Source organism: Rhodanobacter aciditrophus, assembly GCF_050026795.1.
Lineage (GTDB): Bacteria > Pseudomonadota > Gammaproteobacteria > Xanthomonadales > Rhodanobacteraceae > Rhodanobacter_A.
The window spans coordinates 433892-460817 of record NZ_JALBWP010000010.1 but is presented as its reverse complement, the minus strand read 5'-3'; the positions used below and the strand labels follow the sequence as shown (position 1 = coordinate 460817).

20 protein-coding genes and 1 pseudogene are annotated in these 26926 nt (G+C 69.9%); 11 read left to right on the top strand and 10 right to left on the bottom strand.

Going from position 1 to position 26926, the window contains the following annotated elements; all coding sequences use genetic code 11:
* Positions 1 to 46: 46 nt before the first annotated feature.
* Complete coding sequence (locus ACQGNW_RS06965) at positions 47 to 952, top strand: DMT family transporter (RefSeq protein WP_426662408.1); 906 nt, start codon at positions 47 to 49, stop codon at positions 950 to 952.
* Positions 953 to 1009: 57 nt separating this feature from the next.
* A complete protein-coding gene (locus ACQGNW_RS06960; RefSeq protein WP_426662407.1) occupies positions 1010 to 2374 on the top strand; it encodes a S41 family peptidase in 1365 nt (454 codons plus the stop codon).
* 168 nt (positions 2375 to 2542) lie between these two features.
* Here ACQGNW_RS06960 and ACQGNW_RS06955 read toward each other — a convergent pair whose 3' ends face one another.
* The gene (locus tag ACQGNW_RS06955) at positions 2543 to 2665 is read right to left on the bottom strand and encodes a hypothetical protein (protein ID WP_426662406.1); all 123 of its coding nucleotides are present in this window, start codon (positions 2663 to 2665) and stop codon (positions 2543 to 2545) included.
* Between the two features lie 213 nt (positions 2666 to 2878).
* Between ACQGNW_RS06955 and ACQGNW_RS06950 the strand changes: the two genes are divergently transcribed.
* Positions 2879 to 3280 carry a hypothetical protein gene (locus ACQGNW_RS06950; protein ID WP_426662405.1) on the top strand — a complete coding sequence of 134 codons (402 nt, stop codon included), beginning with the start codon at positions 2879 to 2881 and terminating at the stop codon, positions 3278 to 3280.
* Between the two features lie 24 nt (positions 3281 to 3304).
* On the opposite strand, the gene ACQGNW_RS06945 is transcribed toward ACQGNW_RS06950, so the two are convergent.
* On the bottom strand, positions 3305 to 4873 hold the full coding sequence (locus tag ACQGNW_RS06945) for an MASE1 domain-containing protein (RefSeq protein ID WP_426662404.1): 1569 nt from the start codon (positions 4871 to 4873) through the stop codon (positions 3305 to 3307).
* A gap of 439 nt (positions 4874 to 5312) precedes the next feature.
* On the opposite strand from ACQGNW_RS06945, the gene ACQGNW_RS06940 reads away from it, so the two are divergent.
* On the top strand, positions 5313 to 5570 hold the full coding sequence (locus ACQGNW_RS06940) for a hypothetical protein (protein ID WP_426662403.1): 258 nt from the start codon (positions 5313 to 5315) through the stop codon (positions 5568 to 5570).
* A gap of 73 nt (positions 5571 to 5643) precedes the next feature.
* Here ACQGNW_RS06940 and ACQGNW_RS06935 read toward each other — a convergent pair.
* The 5 genes and pseudogenes from ACQGNW_RS06935 to lptF form a co-directional block, all read right to left on the bottom strand.
* A pseudogene (locus tag ACQGNW_RS06935) lies at positions 5644 to 6117 on the bottom strand (cation:proton antiporter domain-containing protein); the annotation flags it as partial.
* A 103-nt stretch (positions 6118 to 6220) separates the two neighbouring features.
* Entirely contained in the window at positions 6221 to 8035 is a 1815-nt protein-coding gene (gene recQ, locus ACQGNW_RS06930) for a DNA helicase RecQ (RefSeq protein ID WP_426662402.1), read from the bottom strand.
* Positions 8036 to 8371: 336 nt separating this feature from the next.
* Positions 8372 to 9391 carry a low-specificity L-threonine aldolase gene (gene ltaE / locus ACQGNW_RS06925; protein ID WP_426662401.1) on the bottom strand — a complete coding sequence of 340 codons (1020 nt, stop codon included), beginning with the start codon at positions 9389 to 9391 and terminating at the stop codon, positions 8372 to 8374.
* 19 nt (positions 9392 to 9410) lie between these two features.
* Positions 9411 to 10496 carry an LPS export ABC transporter permease LptG gene (gene lptG, locus ACQGNW_RS06920; RefSeq protein WP_426662400.1) on the bottom strand — a complete coding sequence of 362 codons (1086 nt, stop codon included), beginning with the start codon at positions 10494 to 10496 and terminating at the stop codon, positions 9411 to 9413.
* Positions 10493 to 11605, bottom strand: coding sequence for an LPS export ABC transporter permease LptF (lptF, locus tag ACQGNW_RS06915; RefSeq protein ID WP_426662399.1), 1113 nt, complete (start codon positions 11603 to 11605; stop codon positions 10493 to 10495). The genes lptG and lptF overlap by 4 nt, the downstream gene beginning before the upstream one ends.
* A 95-nt stretch (positions 11606 to 11700) precedes the next feature.
* Here lptF and ACQGNW_RS06910 point away from each other — a divergent pair, with 95 nt between their 5' ends.
* A complete protein-coding gene (locus ACQGNW_RS06910; RefSeq protein WP_426662398.1) occupies positions 11701 to 13191 on the top strand; it encodes a leucyl aminopeptidase in 1491 nt (496 codons plus the stop codon).
* A gap of 93 nt (positions 13192 to 13284) precedes the next feature.
* Positions 13285 to 13704 carry a DNA polymerase III subunit chi gene (locus ACQGNW_RS06905; RefSeq protein WP_426662397.1) on the top strand — a complete coding sequence of 140 codons (420 nt, stop codon included), beginning with the start codon at positions 13285 to 13287 and terminating at the stop codon, positions 13702 to 13704.
* Between the two features lie 6 nt (positions 13705 to 13710).
* On the opposite strand, the gene ACQGNW_RS06900 is transcribed toward ACQGNW_RS06905, so the two are convergent.
* Together ACQGNW_RS06900 and ACQGNW_RS06895 are read right to left on the bottom strand one after the other, a co-directional pair.
* Positions 13711 to 17304 carry a hybrid sensor histidine kinase/response regulator gene (locus tag ACQGNW_RS06900; protein ID WP_426662396.1) on the bottom strand — a complete coding sequence of 1198 codons (3594 nt, stop codon included), beginning with the start codon at positions 17302 to 17304 and terminating at the stop codon, positions 13711 to 13713.
* Between the two features lie 121 nt (positions 17305 to 17425).
* Positions 17426 to 21064 (bottom strand): hybrid sensor histidine kinase/response regulator, encoded by a 3639-nt coding sequence (locus tag ACQGNW_RS06895; RefSeq protein ID WP_426662395.1) that lies wholly within the window; start codon positions 21062 to 21064, stop codon positions 17426 to 17428.
* A gap of 156 nt (positions 21065 to 21220) precedes the next feature.
* On the opposite strand from ACQGNW_RS06895, the gene ACQGNW_RS06890 reads away from it, so the two are divergent.
* The 3 genes from ACQGNW_RS06890 to ACQGNW_RS06880 are packed head-to-tail and all read left to right on the top strand — an operon-like array spanning position 21221 to position 22973.
* Positions 21221 to 21844 carry a YceI family protein gene (locus tag ACQGNW_RS06890; protein WP_426662394.1) on the top strand — a complete coding sequence of 208 codons (624 nt, stop codon included), beginning with the start codon at positions 21221 to 21223 and terminating at the stop codon, positions 21842 to 21844.
* Positions 21841 to 22410, top strand: a complete 570-nt coding sequence (locus ACQGNW_RS06885; protein ID WP_426662393.1) for a cytochrome b — start codon at positions 21841 to 21843, stop codon at positions 22408 to 22410. Before ACQGNW_RS06890 ends, ACQGNW_RS06885 begins: the two co-directional genes overlap by 4 nt.
* Before the next feature lie 14 nt (positions 22411 to 22424).
* Entirely contained in the window at positions 22425 to 22973 is a 549-nt protein-coding gene (locus ACQGNW_RS06880; protein ID WP_426662734.1) for a YceI family protein, read from the top strand.
* A 70-nt stretch (positions 22974 to 23043) separates the two neighbouring features.
* Here the strand turns inward: ACQGNW_RS06880 and ACQGNW_RS06875 are convergent, their stop codons facing one another.
* The gene (locus tag ACQGNW_RS06875; RefSeq protein ID WP_426662392.1) at positions 23044 to 23280 is read right to left on the bottom strand and encodes a glutaredoxin family protein; all 237 of its coding nucleotides are present in this window, start codon (positions 23278 to 23280) and stop codon (positions 23044 to 23046) included.
* A gap of 73 nt (positions 23281 to 23353) precedes the next feature.
* Here ACQGNW_RS06875 and ACQGNW_RS06870 point away from each other — a divergent pair, with 73 nt between their 5' ends.
* Both ACQGNW_RS06870 and ACQGNW_RS06865 read left to right on the top strand, forming a co-directional pair.
* Positions 23354 to 24736: an L-serine ammonia-lyase gene (locus ACQGNW_RS06870; RefSeq protein ID WP_426662391.1), complete on the top strand. Its 1383-nt coding sequence runs from the start codon at positions 23354 to 23356 to the stop codon at positions 24734 to 24736.
* Positions 24737 to 25060: 324 nt separating this feature from the next.
* Complete coding sequence (locus ACQGNW_RS06865; protein WP_426662390.1) at positions 25061 to 26725, top strand: APC family permease; 1665 nt, start codon at positions 25061 to 25063, stop codon at positions 26723 to 26725.
* Positions 26726 to 26926 lie beyond the last annotated feature (201 nt).

Here is a 26926-nt window from a genome sequence, read left to right as displayed (position 1 = left end):
CCGCGACCGGCCTACGCTGGCCTTCCCCATCCTCGGGAAGAGCCGCATGAGTCCCTCGACCGCTGGCACGCGCGGTGCGCTGCTGCAGTTGCTGTTCGCCGAAGTGCTGATCGGCTCGGTGGGCGTGTTCGTGCACGAAAGCGGGCAGGACGCCGTGACCGCCGTGTTCTACCGCTGCCTCTTCGGCGGCCTGTTCCTGCTCGGCTGGGCCGCGGCGCGGGGACACCTGCGCGGCCTGCTGCAGGACCGCGTGCTGCTGCGCGGCGCGGTGCTCAGCGGCGTGCTGCTGGTGCTCAACTGGGTGGCGCTGTTCGCGGGCATGGCGCGCTCGTCCATCGGACTGGCCACGATGGTCTATCACTGCTTCCCGTTCATCACGCTGATCCTGGCGGCGCTGGCGCAGGGCGAGCGCACGCAACCGGCCGACATCGCCTGGACCCTGCTCGGCTTCGCCGGCGTGATCTGCACCAGCGACCCCGCCGGCATCTATCGCCATGCCGACACCGCCCAGCTCATCGGCGTGGGCCTGGCCCTGCTCGCGGCCTTGCTCTGGAGCGCGTCGCTGCTGATCTCGCGCCAAGTGGGCAAGCAGCGACCGCTGGCGCTGGTGCTGATCCAGTGCTGGGTAGGCGTGCTGATGCTGGGCGGCTTCAGCAGCGCCAGCGTGTTCCATTGGGGCCTGCAGTGGATGTGGCTGATCGGCCTGGGCGTGATCCACAGCGGCATCGTCTACGTGCTGTTCTATTCCACCTACCCGCGCCTGCCGGTGGTGACCATCGTGGTGGTGGCGTTCGTGTACCCGCTGGTGGCGCTGCTGCTGGATTATTGGCTATACGGACACCGGCTGGTGCCGATACAGCTGGCGGGCGTCGCCTTGATCGTGGCCGGTACGCTCGGCGTGAACCTGAAGTGGCGCCCGCGCAGCCTGCGCAACCAGGCGCTGCGCACCTAGAGCGACGCCGGAACGCCCGGCCCGACAGGCCGCAACCGATGCAACCGTGAGGCAACCATGGCCACCCGCAACGATCCCCTGAGCACCCGTTCCCGTGCGCGCGTCCCCCGGACCCGCGCGACGACGGCAAGCCTGCTCGCCCTGCTCCTCGCCGCCGGCCCGCTGCTTGCGCACGACGCCGTACCGGCCAGCCCGACGCTGAGCACCGCGCAGTGGCGCGCGGATCTGCATTACCTGGCCACCGAGCTGCCCAAGCGCCACGTCGCTCCCTTCTGGCACCTCACGCGCCAGCAGTTCGAGCGCGAGGTGGCGGCGCTGGATCGGCGCCTGCCCGCGCTCGATCCGGACCAGATTTTCGTCGGCATGGACCGCATCGAGAACGCGATCGGCGACGGCCATACCTACATCCGCATTCCCAAGGATGCGCCGACCTTCCCGCTGCGCTTCGTCCGCTTCGGCAACGATTACCGCCTGGTCGCCTCGCCACCCGGCAGCGCGGCCGAAGCGATGCTCGGCGCGCGGCTGGTCGAGGTGGGCGACACGCCGGTCGCCGAGGCGCAACGCCGGCTGCTGAGCCTGACGCCCGCCGGCGAGACGCAACCGCTGCGTGAGGTCCGCGCGACCAGCCTGCTGGTCGACGGGATGGTCCTGCACGGCCTGGGCCTCATCGGCGATCGCGCCGTGGCCCGCTACACCCTGCAGGCCGACGACGGTACGCGGCGGGAGATCCGCGTGCCCGCCGGGCCGGCGCCGTCCCGCTGGCACGAGCTGCCCGCTTCGCCGCCGCTGTCGCAGCAGCAGCCCGACGCCGCCCTGGCCTGCACCGAACTGCCGGCGCAGCAAGCGATGTACTGCAACTTCCGCTCGTACCGGACGCTGGCGACGGATGCGCCGCGCATGCTCGCGCAGGTCGACCGGACGCGCCCGCGGCGGCTGATCGTCGACTTCCGCCGCAACGACGGCGGCGATTTCTGCCTGGGGCTGAAATACCTGGTCGACCCGATCCGCGCACGGCCGGCGATCAACCGGGACGGCCACCTGTTCGTGCTGATCGGGCCGCGCACGTTCTCCGCCGCGATGACCAACTCCGTGCACTTCCGCCAGCTCACCCACGCCATCCTGGTGGGCGAGCCCATCGGCGAGAAGCCCAACAGCTACCAGGAAGCGCGCGAGATGGTGCTGCCCAACTCGAAATGGGTGGCACGCTACTCCACCCGCCTGTACCGCTTCACGGCCGGCGCCGAGAACCTGATCCGGCCGGACGTGGCGATCCCCACCACCTGGCAGGACTACCGGGCCGGCAAGGATCCCGCGCTGGACTGGATCCTCCACGCGCCGCTCGACGCGCATCTCAAACCGCGTGCCTGGCCGGGGCTCGGCAAGGTGCCTGCCGGAAGCGGGATCTGCGGGGGCGACTATTAGGGATCGGACCGAGCACCCAGACATCGAACCCTGCGGCCTGCATGGGCAACGGCTCGAACGAAGGCCCTGCGTGTGCGGGGTCTTCGTTTTGGTCATGGCTGATCGAACGGGTTCCTGCATTGATTCTGTTGAATCGCGTGCCCCGCCGGGTGGCACGCCAGCAACGGATCAGCGAACCGAGCGCTTGCCTCGAACTTCGTCGGTCAACTTCCGGAACGCCTGCATGATCTGCTCCGGCGCAAACCCGCAGCGCCCTTCGCCAGCCAGCGGCAGCACCGTCGGCCCGGCCATGCGCTGATTGCACCAGGGCCGGGAGATTGACCGAAAGTGCGTGGCAGGCACTGCCCCGCGATGAATGCTTGACCTTTGCAGCAATTGTGCCCATCGGGCGGTGGTAGATTCGGAACCGGGCAACCTGCCCTACCACCAACCCAGGGGATCATCATGCGCTTCTTGACTCGTGCAGTTTTCGCAGCGTCGATCGCTGCCGCCACCGGAACCGCCTTGGCAGCCACGCCCGCCACCGGTCTTGGCCAGTCATGGCCGAATGCAAGCGACGTCAGCACCAACCCGAACTTCCACGTGTACGTATTCGCCATGGGCGGCGTCGAATACATCCAGGTGAACGACATGAACGGCAACGTGCTCGGCAGCGTCGGCACTGCGGGTGGCCAGTTCATCACGCTGCCGATCGGCCGCTTCGCCCAGCAGGTCGTCACGCCCAGTCAGCCGGCCAGCGCCTCCACGACTGCCGCCCCGGTCGCCGCCGCCACCACGGTCTACAACGACGGCACCACGACGGTGACGGCCACGCCGCTGAGCGACGGCACGCTGCAGCTGAATGCCGCCGCTGTCCAGACCATCTGTAGCGACCCGGTCGACTGCAACATGAAGGGTCTCCAGTGAGGTTTGCAGCCAACCACCCCCGCGTCACATATGGGGGTGGTTGGGTTCCTGGAACGAGACCATGACCCGTTTGCCATTGGGCATGGCCCTTTCCCGCAACCGCCCGCCATAGGTGGCGGCGCGGTCCGCGATGGCATCCCGCCCCATGCCGGTGGCGCTGATGCGCAGGCGCTGCCGCAAGGTCACCCAGTCCACGTGCAGCGACCGCTCCGGATCCCAGCGGATGTCGATCATCACGACCGCCCATACCCGATCCTGCTTGCCGCAACGGACTTTCACCAGCACGTCCGTGGGTTCGTGCGTGAGGCACGCCTCCGAGATCGCTTCGCACACCACGCGATAGATGACCAGGCTCATGTCCCGCGGGAAAGCACTCACGGGTCCGCGCAGATCGCACCAGTACCTGATGCCGGCCTCGTGGAGGGCCCGGGCCAGTGCTCCCTGGTTCAAGGCTCCGGGCAGGCCGCGCTCGCGCAGCACGGCGGGACACAGGCTGTCGGTGAGCAGGAAAAGCTGCTCCTGGGCACTCTCGGCATGTCGTCGGTAGCCGGCGTCGTCCATCACGGGCTGCAGATGGCGCAAGCGCCCCAGCATCAGTTTGAAAGTGCCATGGATCGAGTGGCTGAGCTGATCCAGTGCCTGCGCCGCAACCCGCAGCTGGGCCTCGCCCATCGCTGCATTGCGATGCGCCAAGGCCATCGCCATGCGCGAATCGATGCGTTCCCGCTCCGCCCGCTGCGTCAACGCCGCCATGCGGGCCCCCACCAGCAGCATGGTCGAAATGGCCATGGCCACCAGGGTTTCGGCCTGCATGGTGGCGGGGTCGTCGGTGGCGGGCATCAACGTCACGATGCCCAGGCTGGCCAGGGTCCCGGCCACCGCCGCTCCCTGCCAACCGTGCCGGAACGCCATGAAGATGACCGGCAGGAACATGGCCATCTGCACCATGGGACGAATCCCGGGATTGTGCACACCCAGCCAGACCAGGAACGCAACGAGCGGAAAGACTCCCAGCGCACCCTCCACAAGGAAACGGCTTTCGAGCAGGGCCGTGAGCCAGCGCCGCCACCGGAAGTCGGCAGCCGCGAAGCTCTGGTGAACCACCAGCGTGACTGGCACCACCGTGAGGATGCCCATGAAATTGCCCAGCACCATGCGCGCCGTCACTTCGGCGTAGTGGACAATGTAGCCGTTCGGAAGTGGCGTGATCTGCAATTGCCCGAGGGTCTCAGTGGTCGCAATCACGGCAACGATCAACGCGCACAGCACGAAGACCGGCATATTGACTGCCCCTTGAGCCCGGAACAGCTGCCAGCGCTCCCGGAGCCACCACACCATGGGGGCTTCGTAGGCTAGCGAGGGAATCGTGTTGACCGAAGCCCAGAGAAGACCGTACTGATCAAGACACACATAGCTGACGTAGGCTTGGCGGGCGGTGTCCGCGACGAACAACGCCGGCCAGTAGCGATACGGCACAAGCATCAACGCCGCAAGATGAAGGCCCGTCAGGATGAACCAGTGCTGGATGGACACCGCGCGGAACAGGAACAGCGCGGCCAGGTAGACACCGGCCACCAAAACCTGCCGCAACATGGCCCCCACCCGTGACCCAACGCGCATGGCGCTCCCCTGACTCAGTCCCTGCCCCCAGACCTGATCACACCCCTGCTGCAAAAGTCGCGCAACCCAGTCATCAGACGTCAGCACCCCGCGAAGCATAGAACCGGATGGTGGACCGTGCCAGTCCCCGAACAGCCCCGGCACGGCGTCGAACCAGGCGCCGATACCCAGGCGACCTGGCCGGTGCCCTGACATGCGCTGCCTCGACGTCGGGACGGCTGGCCTCCGATTCGGGACCCGCGCAGACAGCGGGACATCGTCACTGACGAAGCAAAGAACATGCCGTATCGATCCTGGCGCAGCACGTAGAAGGCCCCTCGACGCCCTCCCGTCACGGCACTGCCACCCGCGGATCATCGGCGAGCCATGCACGGGCGACAGACTGCGCTTCCTCCCCCCGCGGATCGCGGTCATGCCGGCGCAGTACGTTGCCCCCTCGAAGTTCGGCCTTTTCCGCATCGTACGGCACGGGCGGCGCTGGCGCAGCCTGCTGGAAGATTGCGAGCTGGCCCGGCACGACGACTCGGCCGCGGCACTGGCGTACCTGCACGCGAGTTGCCCGCGCGCCCGCTTGCCGGCGACGCTGGAGCAATGGCGCTATCTGGCCGAACCGCCCGCACGGCTGGCACAGGCCTCCGTCAACGACGACGGCTGGCTGCTGGCCGGCTGAAACGCGCCCAGGCAGCCGTCGTCGGCAACATGCCGGCGCCGTCCGCCGTCAGGCGGTCGAGCATGCCCCGCGCCAGATCCTCGACGATCAGCCAGCCCACCGCGATGCGGCCTCGCTCGGTCTCCATCAGCCCGCGCTCCTCCATCGCGCGCAGCAGCACCACGGTGCTGGCCACCGACAGCGCGAGGCCGAACACGAAGCCCTGCACGAACGGCCAGCCCAGCGCCCAGCCCAGCAACAGGCCCAGCGCGGTGGCCACCGCCATCTGACCCAGCACGCCGGGGATCGCGATGGACTTCACCGACAGCAGGTCCTTCAGCGAGAAGTGCAGGCCCACGCCGAACATCAGCAGCACCACGCCGACCTCGGCCAGCTCGTGCGCGATGTGGCCGTCCGCCACGTAGCCGGGCGTGAACGGCCCCACCACCACGCCGGCCAGCAGGTAGCCGGCCAGCGCGGGCAGCCTCAGCCAGTGCGCCAGCGCGGCGAACACGAAGGCCAGCACGATGCCGCTGACGAGGGTGGCGATGAGCGGAGCTTCGTGCATGGCGGGCCCTCGGTGGACGGTGTCCGTGCGGGCAACGCCTGCCTGCGCGGCCGCCGTTGCAGGGACATCCGGCGACCGGCACAGGCGCGCCGCCGCGGGTGCCTCACTCCGCCGCGTTGATCACGGCCAGGAAGTCGCGCCCGTAGCGCTGCAGCTTGGCCTCGCCCACGCCGCTGACCTGGGCCAGTTCGCCCTCGTTGGCGGGCATCGCGCGCAGCATCGCCAGCAGGGTGGCGTCGTGGAACACCACGTAGGGCGGCACGCCCTGCTGGCGCGCGAGTTGCGTGCGCAACGCGCGCAGCGCGTCCCACAGCGGCTGCTCGTAGGCCTCGATGCCGAGGTTGGCACCGGTGACCAGCTGGCTGTCGCGCCGACGTCGCGTGGAGCGCACGGGCTTCGCGTCTTCGCGCAGGCGCACGGCCTGCTTGCCCAGCAGCACCTCGCGACTGGCCGCGGTGAGTCGCAACGTGCCGTAGCCTTCCGCATCGGTGGCGAGCAGGCCGGCGGCGAGCAACTGGCGGAATACCGAGCGCCAGCCCTTCTCGTCGATGTCGGCGCCGATGCCGAACGTGCTCAGCCTGTGATGGTCGAGCTGGCGCACGCGCTCGTTGTCCACGCCGCGCAGGATGTCGATCACATGGCCGGCGCCGAAGCGCTGGCCGCTGCGGTACACCGCCGACAGCGCCTTCTGCGCGGGCACGGTGGCGTCCCACGTCTTCGGCGGTTCCACGCAGTTGTCGCAACGGCCACAGGGGCCGCGGTAATCCTCGCCGAACGCGCCCAGCAGCAGCTCGCGGCGGCAGCGCGTGGCCTCGGCGTAGGCCAGCAGCGATTCCAGCTTCTGCCGCTCGATGCGCTTGCGCTCGTCGGCGGATTCGGACTGCGCGATCATCTGGCTCATCGTCACCACGTCGGCCAGGCCGTAGATCATCCACGCCTCGGCCGGCAGTCCGTCGCGGCCCGCGCGGCCGGTTTCCTGGTAATAGCCTTCCATCGAGCGCGGCAGGTCGAGGTGCGCCACGAAACGCACGTCGGGCTTGTCGATGCCCATGCCGAACGCGACCGTGGCCACCATCACCACGCCGTCCTCGCGCAGGAAGCGCTGCTGGTTCTTCGCGCGCGTGGCGGCATCGAGGCCGGCGTGGTACGGCAGCGCCTCGATGCCTGCCTCGGCCAGCCACGCGGCGGTGTCGTCCACCTTCTTGCGGCTGAGCGCATACACGATGCCGGCCTCGCCGCGGTAGCCGTCGAGAAACTGCATCAGCTGCGTGCGCGGGTTGTGCTTCAACATCACGCGGTAACGGATGTTGGGCCGGTCGAAGCTGGAGACGAACTGGCGCGCCTCCGCCAGCGCCAGCCGCTCGACGATTTCCTCGCGCGTGCGCGGGTCGGCGGTGGCGGTGAGCGCGATGCGCGGCACTTGCGGGAAGCGCTCGTGCAGCACGGTGAGTTCGCGGTACTCGGGGCGGAAATCGTGCCCCCATTGCGAGACGCAGTGCGCCTCGTCGATCGCGAACAGCGCCACCTCGGTCTGTTCCAGCAGGCCGAGGAAACGCCCGGTGAGCAGGCGCTCTGGCGCCACGTAGAGCAGGTTCAGCTCGCCCGCCAGCAGCTGCCGTTCCACCTCGCGCTGCGATGCCGCGTCGAGGCTGGAGTTGAGATACGCCGCCGCCACGCCGGCGGCACGCAGCGCGTCCACCTGGTCCTGCATCAGCGCGATCAGCGGCGACACCACGATGCCCGTGCCCTGCCTGAGCAGCGCGGGAATCTGGTAACACAGCGACTTGCCGCCGCCGGTGGGCATCAGCACCAGCGCATCACCGCCGTCGGCCACGTGCTCGACGATGGCCTGCTGCTGACCGCGGAAACCGGGATAGCCGAAAACGCTGTGGAGAATGTCGAGAGGCGTGGGGCGCATTCGGGGAATGCTAGCAAATGGGGGTGGCGCGGCTGGTGTGGGCACACCCGGATGAAGGCGGCGGCGCGCCGAACTGTGTAGTCGTTTCGGTCGCCTGCCGCAAGGAGCAAGGCGGTTCTGGACGCCTGCCGCAGGTAGCAAAGCGGGTTCAGGCGCCTGGCGCCGGCGCGAGGCGGGTTCGGGCGCTCACCACAAGTAACAAGGTGGCTTCAGGCACCTGTTGCTAGGAACAAAGCGGTTTCGGGCCGCGGCAGCGGCACGAAACCGCTCTGTCCCTCGCGGCAGGCGGCCGAAACCGCCCTGGTTTGCACTCGGACCCGATGGGCGCAGCCCGCTTCAGCCCCGCGCGAAGAACGTGCGGAACGCCTGCGCCACGCGCTCGACACCCTCGTCATCCACGTCCAGATGCGTCACCAGCCGCAAGGTGGGCAGGTAGCCGATGCTGATGCGGATGCCGGCGGCTCGCAGATGGGCGTCCAGCGCCTCCAGGCGGTCGGCGGGCACGTCCACGAACACCATGTTGGTGTGCTGGCCGAGCAGGCTCACCTCGGCGATCTCGCGCAGGCAGCCGGCGAGATACGCCGCGCGGCGATGGTCATCGGCCAGTCGCGCCACGTGATGGTCGAGCGCGTGCAGGCCCGCAGCGGCGAGCATGCCGGCCTGGCGCCAGCCGCCGCCGGCGACCTTGCGCCAGCGCCGTGCCTTCTCGATCAGCGGCGCGGAGCCCACCAGCACCGAACCCACCGGCGCGCCCAGGCCCTTGGACAGGCAGACTGACACGCTGTCGAAATGCTGCGCGATGGCGCGCGCGCTGATGCCGCCCGCGACGGCCGCGTTGTAGATGCGCGCACCGTCCAGGTGCAGCGCAAGGCCGCGCTGGCGGGCGAAGTCGTGTGCGGCGCGGAGATAGTCCTGCGGCAACACGCGGCCATGCCAGGTGTTTTCCAGCGCCAGCAGGCGCGTGTGCGCGAAGTGCGGATCGACCGGCTTGATCGCCGCGGCCACGCGTTCCAGCGGCAGCGTGCCGTCCTCGGCCTGCACGATGGGCTGCGGCTGGATGGAGCCCAGTACCGCCGCGCCACCGCCCTCGAACTTGTAGGTGTGCGCGTCCATGCCGACCAGATATTCGTCGCCGCGCTCGCAATGGCTCATCAGCGCCAGCAGGTTGCTCTGCGTGCCGCTGGGCACGAACAGCGCGGCCTCGAAGCCGAGCTCGTCAGCCAGACGCTTCTGCAGCGCGTTGACGGTGGGGTCTTCGCCGTAGACGTCGTCGCCTACCTCGGCATCCAGCATCGCGGCGCGCATCGCCGGCGTGGGGCGGGTGACGGTGTCGCTGCGCAGGTCGACCGTGTTCATCGTCGTGGCTCCGGGGCGCTCAGGCGTGTTTGCGGAAATACAGCCATGCCACCAGTGCCAGCAGGGCGGCGGGCAGCAGGTTGGCGGGTAGCGGCGGCATGCCGTAGACGGTGCCGAAGTTCACCATCGCCTTCTGCAGGAAGTACCAGCCGATCGCCAGCAGCATGCCGACGAAGATGCGCTTGCCGAGGCCTCCCGAGCGCATCGCGCCGAACGCGAACGGCATCGCGCACAGCACCAGCACCAACACGTTGAGCGCGTACAGCGCACGCGCCCAGAACGCCACCGCGTAGCTGCCGGGGCTTTCGCCGTTGCGCTCCAGGTAGTCCATGTTGCGGCGCAGGTCGCGCATCGACAGGTACTGGGGCTGGATCACCGACTGCGCCAGCACTTGCGGGTTGAGGCTGGAATTCCACTGCTCGCTGGGCGTGGAGCTGCTATGCGTGCCGGCGCCATCCAGCACGGTGCTGCGCACGTCGTGCAGCACCCATGCGTGGCCGTCGTGGTCGGCCGTCTTGGCCCAGTCGAAGCGGCTGACCTGGCCGTCGGCGGTGAAGGTGAACACGCGCACGTCGGCGAGCTGCACCGTGTCGTGGTCACCTACCTGGCGCACCATGGTGCCGCGGGCGTTGATGATGCGGTCGCCGTCGCGCGCCCACAGCCCGCTGCCAGTGGCGCCGATGTCGCCGGCCTTCATGCGCAGTTGCATGGCCTGCGCCATCTGGTCACCCCAGGGCGCGGCGGTTTCGCCGAGGATCACCACACCCAGCACCAGCACCGCGATCACCCCGGTAGCCGAAGCGGCGATGCGCAGCCGCGACATCCCAGCGGCGCGCAGCGCGGTGAGTTCACCCGTTGCCGCCAGGCCGCCCAGACCCATCAGGCCACCGATCACCGCGGCGAAGATGAACATCTCGTAGGCGCGGCGCGGCGTGGTCACCAGCACGAAGACCGCCGCGTTGGTGAGCGTGTAGCCGTTCTTGCCTACCCGCCCAAGCTGGGTCAGGAAGTGCGTCACGGCATCGAAGCCGGTCAGCACCAGCCACACCGCGACCAGCGAGCCGAACACGCTGAACGCCACCAGCCGGTCGACGCGTTTGATCATGCGGACAGCGCCTTCTCGTTGTGCGGCTTGTGCGGAGCGTACTGCTTCCACCACAGCCAGCCGGCGATCAACATCATCACCGTGTGCAGCAGCCACAAGCCCGTCTGGTGGTGCCAGTGGCCCTTGCCGATCTGCGCCCGCCCCAGCGCCAGCAACAGGTAATAGAGGTAGAAGCTCAGCATCGCCAGCATCAGGCGGCCGTAGCGGGCCTCGCGCGGGCTCTGCCGCGACAGCGGCAGCGCCAGCATCAGCATCACCAGGGTCAGCGCCGGCGCATTGGTGCGCCAGGCCAGCTCGGCAAGCGCGTCCGGATTCGCAGCCTGCAGAAGCTGCAGGGTGGTCATGCTCTCGGCGGGGTCCTCTCCCTCGTCACCGGTTACGGCGGAGAGCGCGGTGTCGTTGCGCTGGTACTGCATGCGCCGCCAGTTGTCCGCACCCAGCGGGATGTCGTACTGCCAGCCGTCGCGGAAGGAGATGAAGCGGTTGCCGCCGTTGCTCTCCTGGTACAGCTGGCCACTGCCGGCGGTGACCAGCTTCAGATGCCGGTGTCCGTCCTTGCTGCTGCGCTGGGTGGCCACGAAGCTGCGGCCCAACCTGGTGCCGTCCTGACTCAGCGTGTCGACGAAGATGATGCCGCCCTTGCCCGGCAGCTCGGTGAAGCGGCCGGCGTCGAGGCCGGCGGCGATCACCGAACGGTTCGCCGCGGCCACCATTGCATCGCTGGTGCGCGACGCCCACGGCCCCAGCCACAGCGACACCACCGCGGTGGCGAGCACCATGATCACGGCAAGGATCGCCATCGGCCGCAACAGGCCATTCGGCCCCATGCCAGAGGACATCAGCACGTGCATCTCGCTTTCGCGGTACATCCGGCCCAAGGCCATCAGCACGCCGATCATGCCGGCCAGCGGCAGCATGTTGGTGAGGCCTTGCAGCGTGCGCAGGCCCAGCACCTGGAACATCACGCTGGCGGGGAAGCTGCCCTTGGCCACCTGCTGCACCACCGTGGCGAAAGCGGTGCCGGCGACGATCACCATCAGCACCACCACGGTGGCGGCGACGGTCTGCGCCAGCTCGCGCAGGAAATAGCGGTCGAGAATGCTCAGCATGCGATAAACTTGTGGGCTTCCGTCAACGCCGACCTCGCCGGCGGACCGCCAGTCTAGCCGGTTCGCCGCTTGCCGCGCCCACGCAGGAACGCCCGATGACCCTCCAGTTCAGCCTCGCCGCCACCAGCCCCGAAACAGCCGCCACCGCCTGCGTGATGGTGGGCGTGTACGAACAGGGCGTGCTGACCAGCGCCGCAGCGCGCGTGGACGGCGCCATCGGCGGCGCGATCAAGCGCCAGGTGGAGAGCGGCGACATCAGTGGCAAGGCCGGCAGCACCACGCTGATCTACGCGCCGGCCGGCATCGCGGCGAAGCGCGTGCTGGTGGTGGGCCTTGGCACGCAGAAGGGTTTCGACGCGGCGCGCTACCAGAAGGTGGCGACCGAGGCGGCGCGCGCGCTGGGCAAGCTGCCGCTGGGCGAGGCGGTGTCCTGGCTCACCGAGGTGGACGTGCCCGGCCGCGACGTCGCGTGGCGCGTGCGCACCGCCGCGCTCGCGGCCGACCACGCCGCCTACCGCTACACCGCCACCTTCAAGCCACGCGAGAAGAGCGCGCAGCCGGAACTCGCCGCGCTGGCCTTCGCCGCCGGCCCGGAGGCGGAAACCGGACTCACGCAGGCGCGCGGCATCGCCGAGGGCGTGCGCTTCGCGCGCGAACTGGCCAACCTGCCGCCGAACATCTGTACCCCCGCCTACATCGCCGGCCAGGCCGAGGCATTCGCGAAGGCGCACGACAAGGTGGAGTGCCGCGTGCTCGACCACGAGGAGATGGAACGCCTCGGCTTCGGCTCGCTGCTCGCGGTGGGCCGCGGTTCGTCGAACAAGCCCAAGCTGATCGCGCTGCAGTACCACGGCGGCGCCGCGGGCACGGCGCCCTACGCCCTCGTCGGCAAGGGCATCACCTTCGACACCGGCGGCATCAGCCTGAAGCCCGGCCCCGGCATGGAGGAGATGAAGTTCGACATGGGCGGCGCGGCCGGCGTGCTCGGTGCGTTCGTCGCTGCGGTGACGATCGGCGCCAGGCTCAACCTGGTCTGCGTGGTGCCGTCGGCCGAGAACATGCCCGACGGCGACAGCTACCGCCCCGGCGACGTGCTCACCAGCCTCTCCGGCCAGACCATCGAAGTGCTCAACACCGACGCCGAAGGTCGCCTGATCCTGTGCGACGCGCTGACCTGGACCGCGCGCACCTTCCAGCCGCAGGCGATGGTCGACGCCGCCACGCTCACCGGCGCCTGCGTGATCGCGCTGGGCAAGCACGCCAGCGGACTGTTCAGCAGGCACGACGACCTCGCCGCCGAGCTCCTCGCCGCGGGCGAGCACACGCTCGACCGCGCATGGCGCATGCCGCTGTGGGACGACTACCAGGTGCAGCTCGATTCCGGCTTCGCCGACGTCGCCAACATCGGCGGCAAGAGCGCCGGCGCGATCACCGCCGCCTGCTTCCTCTCCCGCTTCACCGAAGGCCAGCGCTGGGCGCACCTGGACATCGCCGGCACCGCATGGGACGAAGGCCGCAAGGGCCTCGCCACCGGGCGCCCGGTGGCGCTGCTGGCGCAGTGGCTGCTGGAGCGGAGCGAAAAGTGAGTGAAGCGGGGGTGACAAGTGAGGGATGAGGGTTTGAGGCATCATGCCCTTCCGTTCCCCCACTCCTCCCTCCTCGCCACTCACTCCTGTCCCATGCGCGCCGACTTCTACCTGATCGACAAGCCGCGCTTCCGCGAACAGCCGCTGCTCCTGGTCTGCGAGCTGGCGAAGCGGGCGTTCGCGGCGCAGCAGCCCACGCTGATCCTCGCCCGCGACCACGCGCAGGCCGAGGCGATCGACGAGCTGCTGTGGGCGTTCGACGAGGATGCATTCATCCCGCACCAGCTCGCCGGCGACGACGACGACGCGGACACCGCGGTGCTGATCGTGCCGCCCGGCGTGGACACGCCTGACCGGCCGCTCGTGATCAACCTGCGCGAGGGCTGCCCCGGCGGCAACTGCCAGCGCGTGCTGGAAGTGGTGGCCGCCGACCCGGCCGAGCGCGACGGTTCGCGGGAGCGCTGGCGCGAGTACCAGCGGCGCGGCTTCGAGTTGCACAAGAACGACATGTGAGCCGGCTCAACCGGCGGTGGCCACCGCTTCGTCCACGTCCGCACCGCGCAGCACGCGCGCCAGCGTCGCCGCCAACTGGTCGCCGCTGAGCGGCTTGCGCAGGAGGCCGTCCATGCCCGCCTCGCGCGCCCGCGCCTCGTCCGCCTCCCCCGAGCGCGCCGTCACCGCCACGATCGGCACGCGCTTCCCCGCCTCCCGCTGGCGGATCAGCCGCGCCACCTGGAAGCCGTCCACGCCCGGCAGGTCCAGGTCCAGCAGCACCGCGTCGTAGGCCACGCGGTCCAGCTCGGCCAGCGCCAGCAGCCCGTTCGCCACGTGGCACGCCGCATGGCCCTGCTGCTGCAGCAGCCCCGTGATCACCGCCGCCACGATCGCATCGTCCTCCACCAGCAGCAGCCGCAGCGGCTGCCCGCCCGCCGGCGACGGCGATGCGTGCCCGTGCGGCGCATGGCCCACCTCGATCAGCGGCAGCCGCACCAGGAACGTGCTGCCGTGGCCCAGCCGCGACTGCAGCTCGATGCTGCCGCCCATCATCTCCACCAGCTCGCGGCAGATCGCCAGGCCCAGGCCGCTCCCCGCCCGGCGCTGCGGGCTCTCTTCCTGCTCGAAGCGCTGGAACAGCCGCGCCTGGCTCCCCTCGGGGATGCCCGGACCGGTGTCGCTCACGCTGAACAGCAGGCTGTCGCCGCTGCGCGCGGCCCGCAGCGTCACGCTGCCGCGCTCGGTGAACTTCAGCGCGTTGTTCGCCAGGTTCAGCAGCACCTGCTTGATGCGCACCGCGTCGCCCACCGCCCGCGCCGGCAGCTCCCCGCCCAGCTCCACCTCGAAGCGCAGCCCCTTGCTCCACGCCTGACCCTGCTCCAGCTGCGCCACGTCCTCCACCAGCTGGCGCGGATCGAACGGCGCCGGCTCCAGCTCCAGCCGGCCCGCGTCGATGCGCACCAGGTCCAGCGCGTCGTTCAGCAGCTTCAGCAGCATCCCGCCCGAGCGCTGCATCGCCCGCGTGTAGTCCTGCTGCTTCCGGTCCAGCGGCGTGTTCAGCAGCAGCTCCGCCATCCCCATCACGCCCGTCATCGGCGTGCGGATCTCGTGGCTCAGTGTCGCCAGGAACTGCGTCTTCGCCGCGCTCGCCTGCTCCGCCAGCGCACGCCGCTGCTCGATCAGCTCGATCCGGTGGTGCTGCGCCAGCCGCCGCCGCCACGCCCACATCGCCCAGCCCACCGCCGCCGCCACCGCCAGCACATACAGCAGCCACGCCCACCACCGCTGCCATGGCGGCGCCTCCACATGGATGCGCAACGGCTGCGACAGGTGCGACCACACCCCCTCCGCGCCCGTCGCCATCACGTCCAGCGTGTAGTCGCCGCTGCCCAGGCCGGACAGATCGCGCTCACCCTGGTTGCCCACGTCGACCCAGCCCGGGTCGAAGCCGTGCAGGAAGAAGCGGTAGTGGTTGGCCTCGGGATCGAGGTAGGAGAACACGCGCGCAACGATGTTCAGCTGGCGGTCGCGCCAGCCTACCTTCACCACCCCGGCGTGGACCGGCAGCGCTTGCCGCGCGCCGTGCCGGCGCACGCTGATGCCGGTGACCGCCAGCGGCGGCGCGACCTTCCGTTCGCCGATCCGGTCCGGGTCGAAGGCCACCACGCCGCCCAGCGTGGGCGCGTACAGGTAGCCGCCCGGCATGCTGGCGTAGCCACGCGAGAACTCGCCGTTGACGAGTCCGTCCTGCAGGCCGAAGGAGCGGAAGCGCCCGCTCGCGGGATCGAAACGCCACAGGCCGTCGTGGCCGAACACCCACACGCGGTTCCGGGTGTCGACCTTCAGGTCCACCACGTTGATCGACGGCCAGCCGTGCGCAGCGTCCACCGTGCGGTCGCGCACCACGCCACCGCCTTCGATGCGGTAATGCATCAGGCCGTTCGCGTTGGCCATCCAGATGCCGTGCGGGGTGAACGCGAACGCATCCACGCTCCGTCCCTGCGGTGCGCCCGGCACCATCTCGAAGCGGTCGTGCGTGCTGTCGAGCCGCATCATGCCGCCGTCGCTGGCATACCAGAACACGCCATCCTGCAGCGTCATCTGGCTGCCCCAGCGCACCTTCTCGGTAGGCTGCTCCATCGGCACCGGCGTCACCGCCAGCGTGCCGGGATCGATGCGGAAGATGCCCTCGCCGAAGGTGCGCGCATACATCTGGCCGTCCGGGCCCGGCTCCACCTCCAGTGGACGCCGCATGCCGCTGCCGCCCGGATCGACGCGCACGCAACGCCGCCGCGTGCCGTCGCACACGTCGATCGCCCCCTGCAACACCACCCACAGCCGTCCGCCGGCACCCTCGGTCATGCCGACCACGTCGCCGCCGAGATCGGAGAAGCTGTGCTCCACCTGTCCGGTGACGGGGTCGAGCCGGTCCACCCGGCCGGCGCGTTCGCCCACCCAGACATGGCGGCCGTCCTTGCCGCGCGCCATGGTGGTGGCGATCGAATCGCGCAGGCTGGCGGAGTCGTCCGGAATGTGAGTGAAGCGGCTGAAACTGTCCCATCCCGGGGCCAGGTAGCCGACACCGCCGTCGAACAGCGCCAGCCACAGCCCGCCGGCGCGGTCGACCAGCATCTGCCACACCCAGGTGCCGGGCAGGCCGCCGTCGAGCGCCGGCTGGTTGGTCACCGCCATCACCGCCGCGCCCGGGCGCGGCTGCATGAACAGCCCGCGCTGCGTGCCGATCCACAGCCGGCCGGCGTCGTCGCGGACGCTCACCATCACGTTGGCATCGGGAATGGCGGCGCCACCGAAGCGCCGCGCCAGACCGTCGGGCCCCACCACCATCAGGCTGTGGTCGGTGGCGATGCGTATCTCGTCGCCATGGCCGTTGATGCGCCAGGCCGACATCGACTGGCCGGGATCGGCGGCCGGCACGGGGTGCATCCGCCCCCGCGCGTCGCGGCGGAACACTCCGAGGTCGCTGCCGATCCACAGCTGCCCGTGGCCGTCGACATGGAGCGCCCCCACCGCGCCGAGGTTCTCGGCCTTGCCGCCGGGCGCCCGGTAGTCCACGTGGTCGAAACCGCGGCCGTCCGGCCGCATGCGGTCCAGACCGCGGCCGGTACCCACCCACAGCGTCCCGTCCGGCGTCTGCGCGAGCGACCAGACGCGGTCGCTGGCCAGGCTGGAGGGGTTGCCGGGATCGTGCCCCCAGTGCTCGAACCTGTCCGTGGCCGCGTCGTAGCGGTTCAGGCCCGCGTTGAGCCCCGCCGCCCACAGGCGGTTGCGCCGGTCCACCAGCAAGGTGGCGATGCCGTTGTCGTACAGCGATCCCGGATCGTTCGCCACATGCCGGAACACCTTGAAGTGCACGCCGTCGTAGCGCGCAATGCCGCCCTTGGTGCCGAACCAGATCGCCCCGTCGTGATCCTGCACCACGGCGTAGACATTGGAACTCGGCAGGCCGTCGGACACGCCGTAGCGGCGAAACTGGGGCGTGACGATGGGGATCGCCGCCGTGGCAGGCATCGGTGCGGCAACCGGCTGCGCCGGCACGGACGCCGCGATGAGCAGGAACAGGCCGAGCAAACCCGCCGACACCACCGGCCTGCGACCCATCGTTGCCCCCCCTGCGTGGCGACGCCCCGACGTGCGCGGCGATCCCGCGCGGCCCGCGCCGCCTTGTCCGCGGATCATGCCAAAACGGGACCGGGGAAGCGAATGCGGCCGGGGCGCCGCTTCATCGCGATTGCGCGGGCGCGGCCGTCGACGCCGCCTGTCCGGTTGCGCTCGTCGCGCTTTCAGCCGCGTGCGCACCAGGCAGCACGCGCGCCAGCGTCGCCGCCAGCTGGTCGCCGCTGAGCGGCTTGCGCAGGAAGCCGTCCATGCCCGCCTCGCGCGCCCGCGCCTCGTCCGCCTCCCCCGAGCGCGCCGTCACCGCCACGATCGGCACGCGCTTCCCCGCCTCCCGCTGGCGGATCAGCCGCGCCACCTGGAAGCCGTCCACGCCCGGCAGGTCCAGGTCCAGCAGCACCGCGTCGTAGGCCACGCGGTCCAGCTCGGCCAGCGCCAGCAGCCCGTTCGCCACGTGGCACGCCGCATGGCCCTGCTGCTGCAGCAGCCCCGTGATCACCGCCGCCACGATCGCATCGTCCTCCACCAGCAGCAGCCGCAGCGGCTGCCCGCCCGCCGGCGACGGCGATGCGTGCCCGTGCGGCGCATGGCCCACCTCGATCAGCGGCAGCCGCACCAGGAACGTGCTGCCGTGGCCCAGCCGCGACTGCAGCTCGATGCTGCCGCCCATCATCTCCACCAGCTCGCGGCAGATCGCCAGGCCCAGGCCGCTCCCCGCCCGGCGCTGCGGGCTCTCTTCCTGCTCGAAGCGCTGGAACAGCCGCGCCTGGCTCCCCTCGGGGATGCCCGGACCGGTGTCGCTCACGCTGAACAGCAGGCTGTCGCCGCTGCGCGCGGCCCGCAGCGTCACGCTGCCGCGCTCGGTGAACTTCAGCGCGTTGTTCGCCAGGTTCAGCAGCACCTGCTTGATGCGCACCGCGTCGCCCACCGCCCGCGCCGGCAGCTCCCCGCCCAGCTCCACCTCGAAGCGCAGCCCCTTGCTCCACGCCTGACCCTGCTCCAGCTGCGCCACGTCCTCCACCAGCTGGCGCGGATCGAACGGCGCCGGCTCCAGCTCCAGCCGGCCCGCGTCGATGCGCACCAGGTCCAGCGCGTCGTTCAGCAGCTTCAGCAGCATCCCGCCCGAGCGCTGCATCGCCCGCGTGTAGTCCTGCTGCTTCCGGTCCAGCGGCGTGTTCAGCAGCAGCTCCGCCATCCCCATCACGCCCGTCATCGGCGTGCGGATCTCGTGGCTCAGTGTCGCCAGGAACTGCGTCTTCGCCGCGCTCGCCTGCTCCGCCAGCGCACGCCGCTGCTCGATCAGCTCGATCCGGTGGTGCTGCGCCAGCCGCCGCCGCCACGCCCACATCGCCCAGCCCACCGCCGCCGCCACCGCCAGCACATACAGCAGCCACGCCCACCACCGCTGCCATGGCGGCGCCTCCACATGGATGTGCAGCGGCTGCGGCAGGTGCGACCACACCCCCTCCGCGCCCGTCGCCATCACGTCCAGCGTGTAGTCGCCCGCATGCAGGCCGGCGAACTCGCGCTCGCCGCGGTCGCCGACGTCCACCCAGTCGGGATCGAGACCGAGCAAGCGGAAGCGGTAGCGGTTGGCCACCGGATCGATGTACGAAGCCAGCCGGGCCTGCACGCGCAGGTCACGGTCGCGCCAGCCGATGCGCACTCCGCTTCCCGGCGCGGCATCGAGCGCCTGGACATGTCCGCCGCGATTCACGCTGAGGCTGCCGAGCGTCAGCTGCGGGGCAGGCGCCGGCGCCTGCTTCGGCAATTCGTCGGGACGAAACGCCACCACGCCGCCGTTGCTGGCGGCAAAGATGCTGCCATCCGGAAACACCGCGGTCGAACCGTTGGTGAACTCCGTGTTGAGCAAGCCCTGCGCGGCGCCGAAGCTGCGGAAGCGGTGCGTGCGCGCATCCATCCGCCACAGACCGGGGTTGGCGAAGAACCACACGTTGCCCTGCCGGTCGGCACGGATCGACATCAGGTTGGGCAGGAACGGCTGGTGGCGCATGTCGATGGACCGGTCGCGCACCGCCGCACCGCCCGCGTAGCGGTAATGCGACAGCGCCTGTTGCGACACCAGCCAGAAACCGTTCGCGTCGAAGTCGATCGCCAGCACTTCGGCATGCGGCACGCCGGGCACCATCTCCATCCGGCCGCGCTGCGGGTCCAGCCGCAGCAGGCCGCCGGCACTGGCGAGCCACAGCGTGCCGTCGTGGGCCCTGAGCTGGTCGGCGATCGCGACGTTGTCCACGCCCTTCGGCAGCGGCACCGGCGTGATCGCCAGGCTGCCGGGATCGATCGCGAAGATGCCCTCGCCCCAGGAGGCCACGTAGATCCGGCCGTCGCCGGGTGCGCTGATGAACACCGGCCGCGTCATGCCCGCCTTGGCGATGTCCAGCGCCGTCGCCTTGCCCTGCTCCAGCCGGACCACCGCACCGCCCATGGTGATCCACAGCCGGCCCTTGGCGTCCTGCGCCATCGAGGAGACGCCACTGTGCAGGACGCGCGGAAGATGCCGCACCTCGCCGGTGCGCGCGTCCAGCGCATCGATCCAGCCACTGAAACCGGCTGCCAGCAGACGGCCTTCGTGGCCCGCGAGCACGGTCAGCACGGACGTGCCGTCGAGGCTGCCCGGATCGTCCGGGACATGGGTGAAACGCGTGAAGCCGCTCCAGTCCGGCGGCAGGTAGGCCAGTCCGCCCTGGTCGAAACCGAACCACAACGCGCCCTCGCGATCGCGCATCACCTGCCAGACATGCGTGCCGGGCAGGCCGCCCGGCAGCAGCGGATGGCTGACGATGTGCTGCAGGCCGCCGTCGCCATCGGCCAGCAGCACGCCGTCGGTGCTGGCCAGCCACAGCCGTCCCTGCGCATCGCGCGCGCTGCCGGTGATGGAGACGTTCAACGCCGCCAGGCGCCGGCTGGCGAACGGCCGCGCCACGCCATCCTTGCCGATCACCAGCAGTCCGTCGAAGGTCGCCACGCGGATCTCGCCGGGCCGTCCCTGGATGCGCCAGATCCGGTGCAGGTCGCCGCGAAAGCCCGCCGCTACCGGCACGGCATGGATGCTCCCGTCCCGCTCGCGCACGAACAGCCCCTGGCTTGCCCCGATCCACAGCCGGCCGTCGGCATCGACGAACAGCGCGCGCACCTCCCCGGTGGCCGGCGCCGCCGCTGCCGATGCTGTCGCCGGCAGCACGATGTGGTCGAAACCGTCGAAGCCGGGCCGCAGGCGATCCAGCCCGGCGTGCGTGGCCACCCAGATGCTCCCGTCGGCAGTCTGCGCGATGCTCCAGACCTCGTCACCGGCGAGGCTGGCCGGCTTCTTCGCATCGTGCGACCACGCGCGGAAGCGCCGGGTGTGCTGGTCGTAGAGGATCAGGCCGCTGGTCACGCCGCCTGCCCAGATCCGGTTGTCGCGGTCGACGTACAACGCGTAGGTCTGGTTGGCCGGCAGCGAGTCGGGGTCGTCCTGCGCGTGGCTGAACACCTTGAAGGCGACGCCGTCGTAACGGACCAGTCCCTCGGCCGAACCGAACCACATGACGCCGTTGTGGTCCTGCACCATGCAATACACCGCGCCCGAAGGGACGCCGTCGGCCTGGCCATAGCGGCGGAACTGCGGCGTAGACAGCAAGCCCGCGGCCGGGGGGGCGGCAGCCACGTGCCCCGCGGCGCCGGCGCCTGCCACCGGCGCGGCGGTGGACAAGGCGGCAGCCAGCACGAGCGATGCGAACATGGTGTATCCCCTGCCCTTCCGTCCCATCATGCCAAAAGCGCGATGCCCGTGCGAGCGCGTATCGCCCCGCGTCGGCGACATTGGTCATCGCGGCGAACGCTGCGTTCCGCGCCCCGCCGCTGGCGCCGATGTCGGCAATCGTCCAGACTTCGCCGCATGACCCGCGCGCATCCCTCCCGCTGGTTGTCGCTGTTGCTGCTTGCAACGGCCACGACCGCGCTCGCCGCCACGCACGAGTATCGCTACGACACCGTGCACAGCCAGATCGTCTTCAGCATCGACCACGACGGCTATTCACGGCCGTTCGGGCGGCTGCACATCGCCCGCGGCTGGCTGCGCCTGGACACGGACGACTGGAGCCACGCGCGCACCGAGCTCGACATCGACCTGGCGGGCCTGGACATGGGCGACGCCGGCTGGAGCAAGGCAGTCTGCGGGCATGCGCTGCTGGATTGCGCACAGTACCCCGAGGCGCATTTCGTCAGCCGTTCGGTCGAACGCACCGACGCCAGCCATGGCGTGCTGCACGGCACGCTCACCCTGCATGGCACGAGCCGCCCGCTCGACATACCGTTCCGCCTCAACCGTGTGGCCCGCACGCTGTACGGCCTGCACACCGTCGCCGGCTTCTCGGCCACCGCCAGCCTCGACCGCACCGACTTCGGCATCACGGCCTTCCCCGGCTCGATCGGCCACCGCGTATCCGTGTGGATGGAACTCGAGGCGATCCGCGACGATCAATCCTCCACCGACACCCATGCCGCCAGGGACACCCGATGATGTTGCGCAGCGACGACCGCCGCTGGGGCGCGATCGCGAAATCCTTCCACTGGATCGTGGCGCTGGCCATCCTCGGCAACGGCGTGTTCGGCCTGTGCATGGACCTGGCGCGCAACCCGATGCAGAAGATCAACTGGCTGGCGCTGCACAAGTCGATCGGCCTCACCGTGCTGGCGCTGATGCTGCTGCGCCTGGCATGGCGCATGGCCGATGGCCGCCCGCGCGAAGAGCCCGCGCCGCGCTGGCAGCAGCTTGCCGCGCGCGCCACGCATGCCGCGCTCTACCTGCTGGCGCTGGCGCTGCCCGTGAGCGGCTGGTGGTACAACTCGGTGACCGGCAAGCCGCTGCAGTGGTTCAAGCTGTTCAACCTGCCGGGCATCGCCGCGAAGGATGACGCGCTGCGCCACCTCTCGCACGCGGCGCACGAATACCTGTTCTGGTTGCTGGTGCTGGTGCTGGTGGCGCACGCGGGTGCCGCGCTGAAGCACCACGTGTTCGACCGGGACGACGTGCTGAGGCGCATGCTGCCGTTCGGCGAGCTGCGCGACGAGAACGAGAAGGAGTGATGCCGATGAAAACGATGACCCGTCTCGCTGCCGGCGCACTGCTTGCGCTCGCCCTGTCCGGCGCGGCGCTGGCCGCCGACTACACGGTGCAGCCCGCCAGCACGCTGGGCTTCACCGGCAGTTTCCAGGGCGCCAGCTTCGAGGGCAGCTTCAGGCGGTGGCGTGCCGCGATCAGCTACGACCCCGCGCAGCTGGCGCAGTCGAAGTTCGATGTGGATGTGACCATGGCCAGCGTCGCGGTGAGCGACAAGGACCAGCAGTCCGCGCTGCCGGGCAAGGATTTCTTCGACGTGGCGCAGTACCCCGATGCGCACTTCGTCACCACCGGCTTCCGCCAGGTGGGCGGCAAGGTGGTCGCCGACGGCCAGCTCACCCTGCGCGGCGTCACCCGGCCGGTGAGCCTCGCCGTGGACTTCAGGCCGCAGGGCAGGAATGCCACGCTCGACGTGGCCGGCACGCTCAAGCGGCTGGACTTCGGCGTGGGTGGCGGCGACTACGCCGACACCTCGGTGATCGGCGCCGACGTGAAGGTGCACGCGCACCTGGTGATGACCGCGAAGTGATGCGCCTGCCCGAGCGCACCCCGTGCGCGATTCGCGCTGTGCCTCCGCCGGTCGGGCCCGCGGTGCGCTCCTACAAGGCGGCGGCAAGAAACCCGCGCACCGCCGCCGCATCGAACGGCCAGTCCAGCTCGCGACCGTCGCGCGCATCGCGCAGCACCGGCACGCGGGTGCCGTAGCGCGTCTCCAGCTCCGCGCTGTCGTCCACCCACACGCTGTCGAACTCCGGCGCCTGCGCCTCGGCCATCACGGCGAGCGCCAGGTCGCACAGGTGGCAGTAGTCGCGTTGGTAGAGCACGAGATCGGACATGCGCCGGCGGATGGATACGGGAGGAAAACGCCCGCGTAGAATAGCGGTTTCCCTTCTCCGTCCGCGCGCAACCATGGCCGTCAGCGTATTCGACCTGTTCAAGATCGGCATCGGGCCGTCCTCCTCGCACACGGTGGGACCGATGCGCGCCGCGGCACGCTTCGCCGAGCGCTGGCTGGAGGAAAAGGGCGTGCTGGACCGCGTCGCGCGCGTGCGCGCCGAGCTGTACGGCTCGCTGGCGATGACCGGCCGCGGCCACGGCACCGACAAGGCGGTGCTGCTTGGCTTCGAAGGCCAGCATCCGGACACGGTCGACGCCGACGCGATCCCCGGCATCCTCGAGCGCATCCGCAAGTCCGGCCGCATCCGCTTGCTCGGCAAGCGCGAGATCGCGTTCGACGAGAAGGCCGACCTGGTGTTCAACAAGCGCCAGAAGCTGCCGTTCCACACCAACGGCATGCGCTTCACTGCCTACGACGCGGACGGCAACGAACTGGCCACGCGCGACTACTACTCCGTCGGCGGCGGCTTCGTGGTGAACAACGACGAGGCGGCCGAGGACCGCATCGTCGCCGACACCACCGAGCAGCCCTATCCGTTCTCCACCGGCGACGAACTGCTGGCATTGTGCGAGAAGCACGGCCTCAGCATCGCCCAGGTCATGCTGGCCAACGAGGCGGTATGGCGCCCCGAGGCGGAGACCCGCGCCGGCCTGCTGACCATCTGGAAGGCGATGCAGGATTGCGTGAGCCGCGGCCTGCGCTCGCCCGGCACCCTGCCCGGCGGCCTGCACGTGGCGCGCCGCGCGCCGGCGATGGCCGAGGAACTGCGCAACCAGCCCGAGGCCGCGCTGAAGGACCCGCTCACCATCCTGGACTGGGTGAATCTGTACGCGCTGGCGGTGAACGAGGAGAACGCCGCTGGCGGCCGCGTGGTCACCGCACCCACCAACGGCGCCGCCGGCATCGTGCCCGCCGTGGGCCACTACTACCTGCGCTTCTGCCCGAAGGCGGACGAGCACGGCATCCTCGACTACCTGCTCACCGCCGCCGCGATCGGCATCCTGTACAAGGAAAACGCCTCCATCTCCGGCGCCGAAGTCGGCTGCCAGGGCGAGGTCGGCGTGGCCTGCTCGATGGCCGCCGGCGGCCTCACCGCCGCGCTGGGCGGCAGCATCCACCAGGTGGAGAACGCCGCCGAGATCGGCATGGAACACAACCTCGGCCTCACCTGCGACCCCATCGGCGGCCTGGTGCAGATCCCCTGCATCGAGCGCAACGCGATGGGCTCGGTGAAGGCGATCAACGCCAGCCGCATGGCGCTGAAGAGCGACGGCAAGCACCGCGTCTCGCTCGACAAGGTCATCAAGACCATGCGCGACACCGGCCGTGACATGAAGGACAAGTACAAGGAAACCAGCCGCGGCGGCCTCGCGGTGAACGTGATCGAGTGCTAGGCGCGAGGTCGACTCCGCCATTTCCCGCGCGCCGGTTCACGGCTCGCCCTCGCCCGGACCCACATGCGCTTCAACGCATGTTGACCCAGCCTCGACCTCGCGCGCCGGCCTCGCGGTGAACGTGATCAGTGCCGAGGCCCGCGCCCCCGGCGCCTGCGGAATGCGCATCCCGCCCTGCCCGGCGCCACCTGCGACGCCGGATTTCGCGCACATCGCGTACCGCCGCGTACGGCGCACATGACCTTCGCGGGGTGACAGGCGCCCCCCGGTCTGCAACCATCGGCCCCTTTCGGGGATGCGCAGCCGCGCGCTTCAGGAGTTTCCATGTCTTCCAGCAGCTCGATCCGCCGCGACGTCGGCCCGTTCGCCCTCATGCTCACCGGCCTGGGCTCGATCATCGGTTCCGGCTGGCTGTTCGGCGCCTGGCGCGCGGCGCAGATCGCCGGCCCCGGCGCGATCTGGGCGTGGGTGATCGGTGCGGTGATCATCCTGTTCATCGCGCTGACCTATGCCGAACTCGGGGCGATGTTCCCCGAATCCGGCGGCATGGTGCGCTACGGCCACTACTCGCACGGCTCGCTGGTGGGCTTCATCGCGGCGTGGGCGAACTGGATCGCGATCGTCTCGGTGATCCCGGTGGAGGCCGAGGCCTCGGCGCAATACATGTCCTCGTGGAAGTGGGAGTGGGCGAAGAACCTCTACCACCAGGCGCCCGGCGGCCATGGCGAGCTGAGCCACCCCGGCCTCGCTATCGCGGCGGTACTGGTGTTCTGCTATTTCCTGCTGAATTTCTGGAGCGTAAAGCTGTTCGCGCGTTCCAATGCGGCGATCACCGTGTTCAAGCTGGTGATCCCGGCGCTCACCGCGCTGCTGCTGATCGCCAGCGGCTTCCATTCCGAGAACTTCAGCGTCGGCATCCACGGCGAGGCGCACTCGATCGACTTTGCCTCCGTGCTCACCGCGGTGGCGATCGCCGGCATCGTGTTCAGCTTCAACGGCTTCCAGAGCCCGGTGAACCTTGCCGGCGAGGCGCACAACCCGGGCAAGAGCATCCCGTTCGCGATCGTCTGCTCGATTGTGCTGGCGACGGTGATCTACGTGCTGCTGCAGGTGTCCTTCATCGGTGCGGTGCCGCGCGAGATGCTGGCAAACATCGGCTGGCACGGCATCAACTTCTCCTCGCCGTTCGCCGATCTCGCGATCATCCTCGGCCTGCAGTGGCTGGCCACGCTGCTGTTCGTCGATGCCGTGATCAGCCCCAGCGGCACCGGCATGACCTATACCGCCACCACCGCGCGCATGCTCTACGGCATGGAGCGCAACGGCACGCTGCCGAAGATCCTCGGCCGCGTCCATCCGAAGTGGGGCGTGCCGCGCCCGGCGATGTGGGTGAACCTGGTGGTGTCTTTCCTGTTCCTGTTCTTCTTCCGCGGCTGGGGCACGCTGGCGGCGGTGATCTCGGTGGCCACGATCATCTCCTACCTGACCGGCCCGGTCAGCGTGATGACCCTGCGCCGCACCGCGCCCGGCCTGCACCGCCCGCTGCGCCTGGCCGGCTTGCCCGTGCTCGCCGGCATCGCCTTCGTGATGTCCACCGAACTGCTGTACTGGGCGAAGTGGCCGCTGACCGGCGAGATCATCCTGTTGATGGTCGTGGCGCTGCCGATCTACTTCTACTACCAGGCGAAAAGCGGCTGGCACGACTTCGGCCGCCAGATGAAGGGCGCCTGGTGGCTGGTCGCCTACCTGCCCACGATCGCCGTCGTCTCCTGGGCCGGCAGCACCACCTTCGGCGGCCAGGGCTACCTTCCCTACGGCTGGGACCTCGTGGTGGTCGCGGTGATCGGCTTCGTGTTCTACCTGTGGGGCGTGAAGTCGGGCTGGCGCACGCCGTCAGTGGAAGCCGCCGAGCTGGAGGCCGCCGCGCATCCGGATGCGCCGGTGGTGCCGCCGGATGAACTGGATGCGGAGCGCATCACCGGCCGCTGAGCTCTTTCTCGGCCATATGGCTAGTCTGCGGCAATCAACCCGCATATTCAGGCAGCCTTAAAGCGGTTTCGAGCGCCTGTCGGCGCCCGAGTTACTTTTCTCTGGGTGGCCAGAGAAAAGTAACCAAAAGAGAGGCCACCCCGATGGCGCGCCCTCCAGGCATCCTGCCTTCCGGGTGCGCGGGCGGGCTACGGGTAATAC

Bases quoted from the DNA above. Each gene is read 5' to 3' on its own strand.
- ACQGNW_RS06965 (WP_426662408.1), top strand. From the start codon at position 47: ATGAGTCCCTCGACCGCTGGCACGCGCGGTGCGCTGCTGCAGTTGCTG.
- ACQGNW_RS06960 (WP_426662407.1), top strand. From the start codon at position 1,010: ATGGCCACCCGCAACGATCCCCTGAGCACCCGTTCCCGTGCGCGCGTC.
- ACQGNW_RS06955 (WP_426662406.1), bottom strand. From the start codon at position 2,665: ATGGCCGGGCCGACGGTGCTGCCGCTGGCTGGCGAAGGGCGCTGCGGG.
- ACQGNW_RS06945 (WP_426662404.1), bottom strand. From the start codon at position 4,873: ATGTTGCGGCAGGTTTTGGTGGCCGGTGTCTACCTGGCCGCGCTGTTC.
- ACQGNW_RS06940 (WP_426662403.1), top strand. From the start codon at position 5,313: ATGCCGGCGCAGTACGTTGCCCCCTCGAAGTTCGGCCTTTTCCGCATC.
- recQ (WP_426662402.1), bottom strand. From the start codon at position 8,035: ATGCGCCCCACGCCTCTCGACATTCTCCACAGCGTTTTCGGCTATCCC.
- ltaE (WP_426662401.1), bottom strand. From the start codon at position 9,391: ATGAACACGGTCGACCTGCGCAGCGACACCGTCACCCGCCCCACGCCG.
- lptG (WP_426662400.1), bottom strand. From the start codon at position 10,496: ATGATCAAACGCGTCGACCGGCTGGTGGCGTTCAGCGTGTTCGGCTCG.
- lptF (WP_426662399.1), bottom strand. From the start codon at position 11,605: ATGCTGAGCATTCTCGACCGCTATTTCCTGCGCGAGCTGGCGCAGACC.
- ACQGNW_RS06910 (WP_426662398.1), top strand. From the start codon at position 11,701: ATGACCCTCCAGTTCAGCCTCGCCGCCACCAGCCCCGAAACAGCCGCC.
- ACQGNW_RS06905 (WP_426662397.1), top strand. From the start codon at position 13,285: ATGCGCGCCGACTTCTACCTGATCGACAAGCCGCGCTTCCGCGAACAG.
- ACQGNW_RS06900 (WP_426662396.1), bottom strand. From the start codon at position 17,304: ATGGGTCGCAGGCCGGTGGTGTCGGCGGGTTTGCTCGGCCTGTTCCTG.
- ACQGNW_RS06895 (WP_426662395.1), bottom strand. From the start codon at position 21,064: ATGTTCGCATCGCTCGTGCTGGCTGCCGCCTTGTCCACCGCCGCGCCG.
- ACQGNW_RS06890 (WP_426662394.1), top strand. From the start codon at position 21,221: ATGACCCGCGCGCATCCCTCCCGCTGGTTGTCGCTGTTGCTGCTTGCA.
- ACQGNW_RS06885 (WP_426662393.1), top strand. From the start codon at position 21,841: ATGATGTTGCGCAGCGACGACCGCCGCTGGGGCGCGATCGCGAAATCC.
- ACQGNW_RS06880 (WP_426662734.1), top strand. From the start codon at position 22,425: ATGACCCGTCTCGCTGCCGGCGCACTGCTTGCGCTCGCCCTGTCCGGC.
- ACQGNW_RS06875 (WP_426662392.1), bottom strand. From the start codon at position 23,280: ATGTCCGATCTCGTGCTCTACCAACGCGACTACTGCCACCTGTGCGAC.
- ACQGNW_RS06870 (WP_426662391.1), top strand. From the start codon at position 23,354: ATGGCCGTCAGCGTATTCGACCTGTTCAAGATCGGCATCGGGCCGTCC.
- ACQGNW_RS06865 (WP_426662390.1), top strand. From the start codon at position 25,061: ATGTCTTCCAGCAGCTCGATCCGCCGCGACGTCGGCCCGTTCGCCCTC.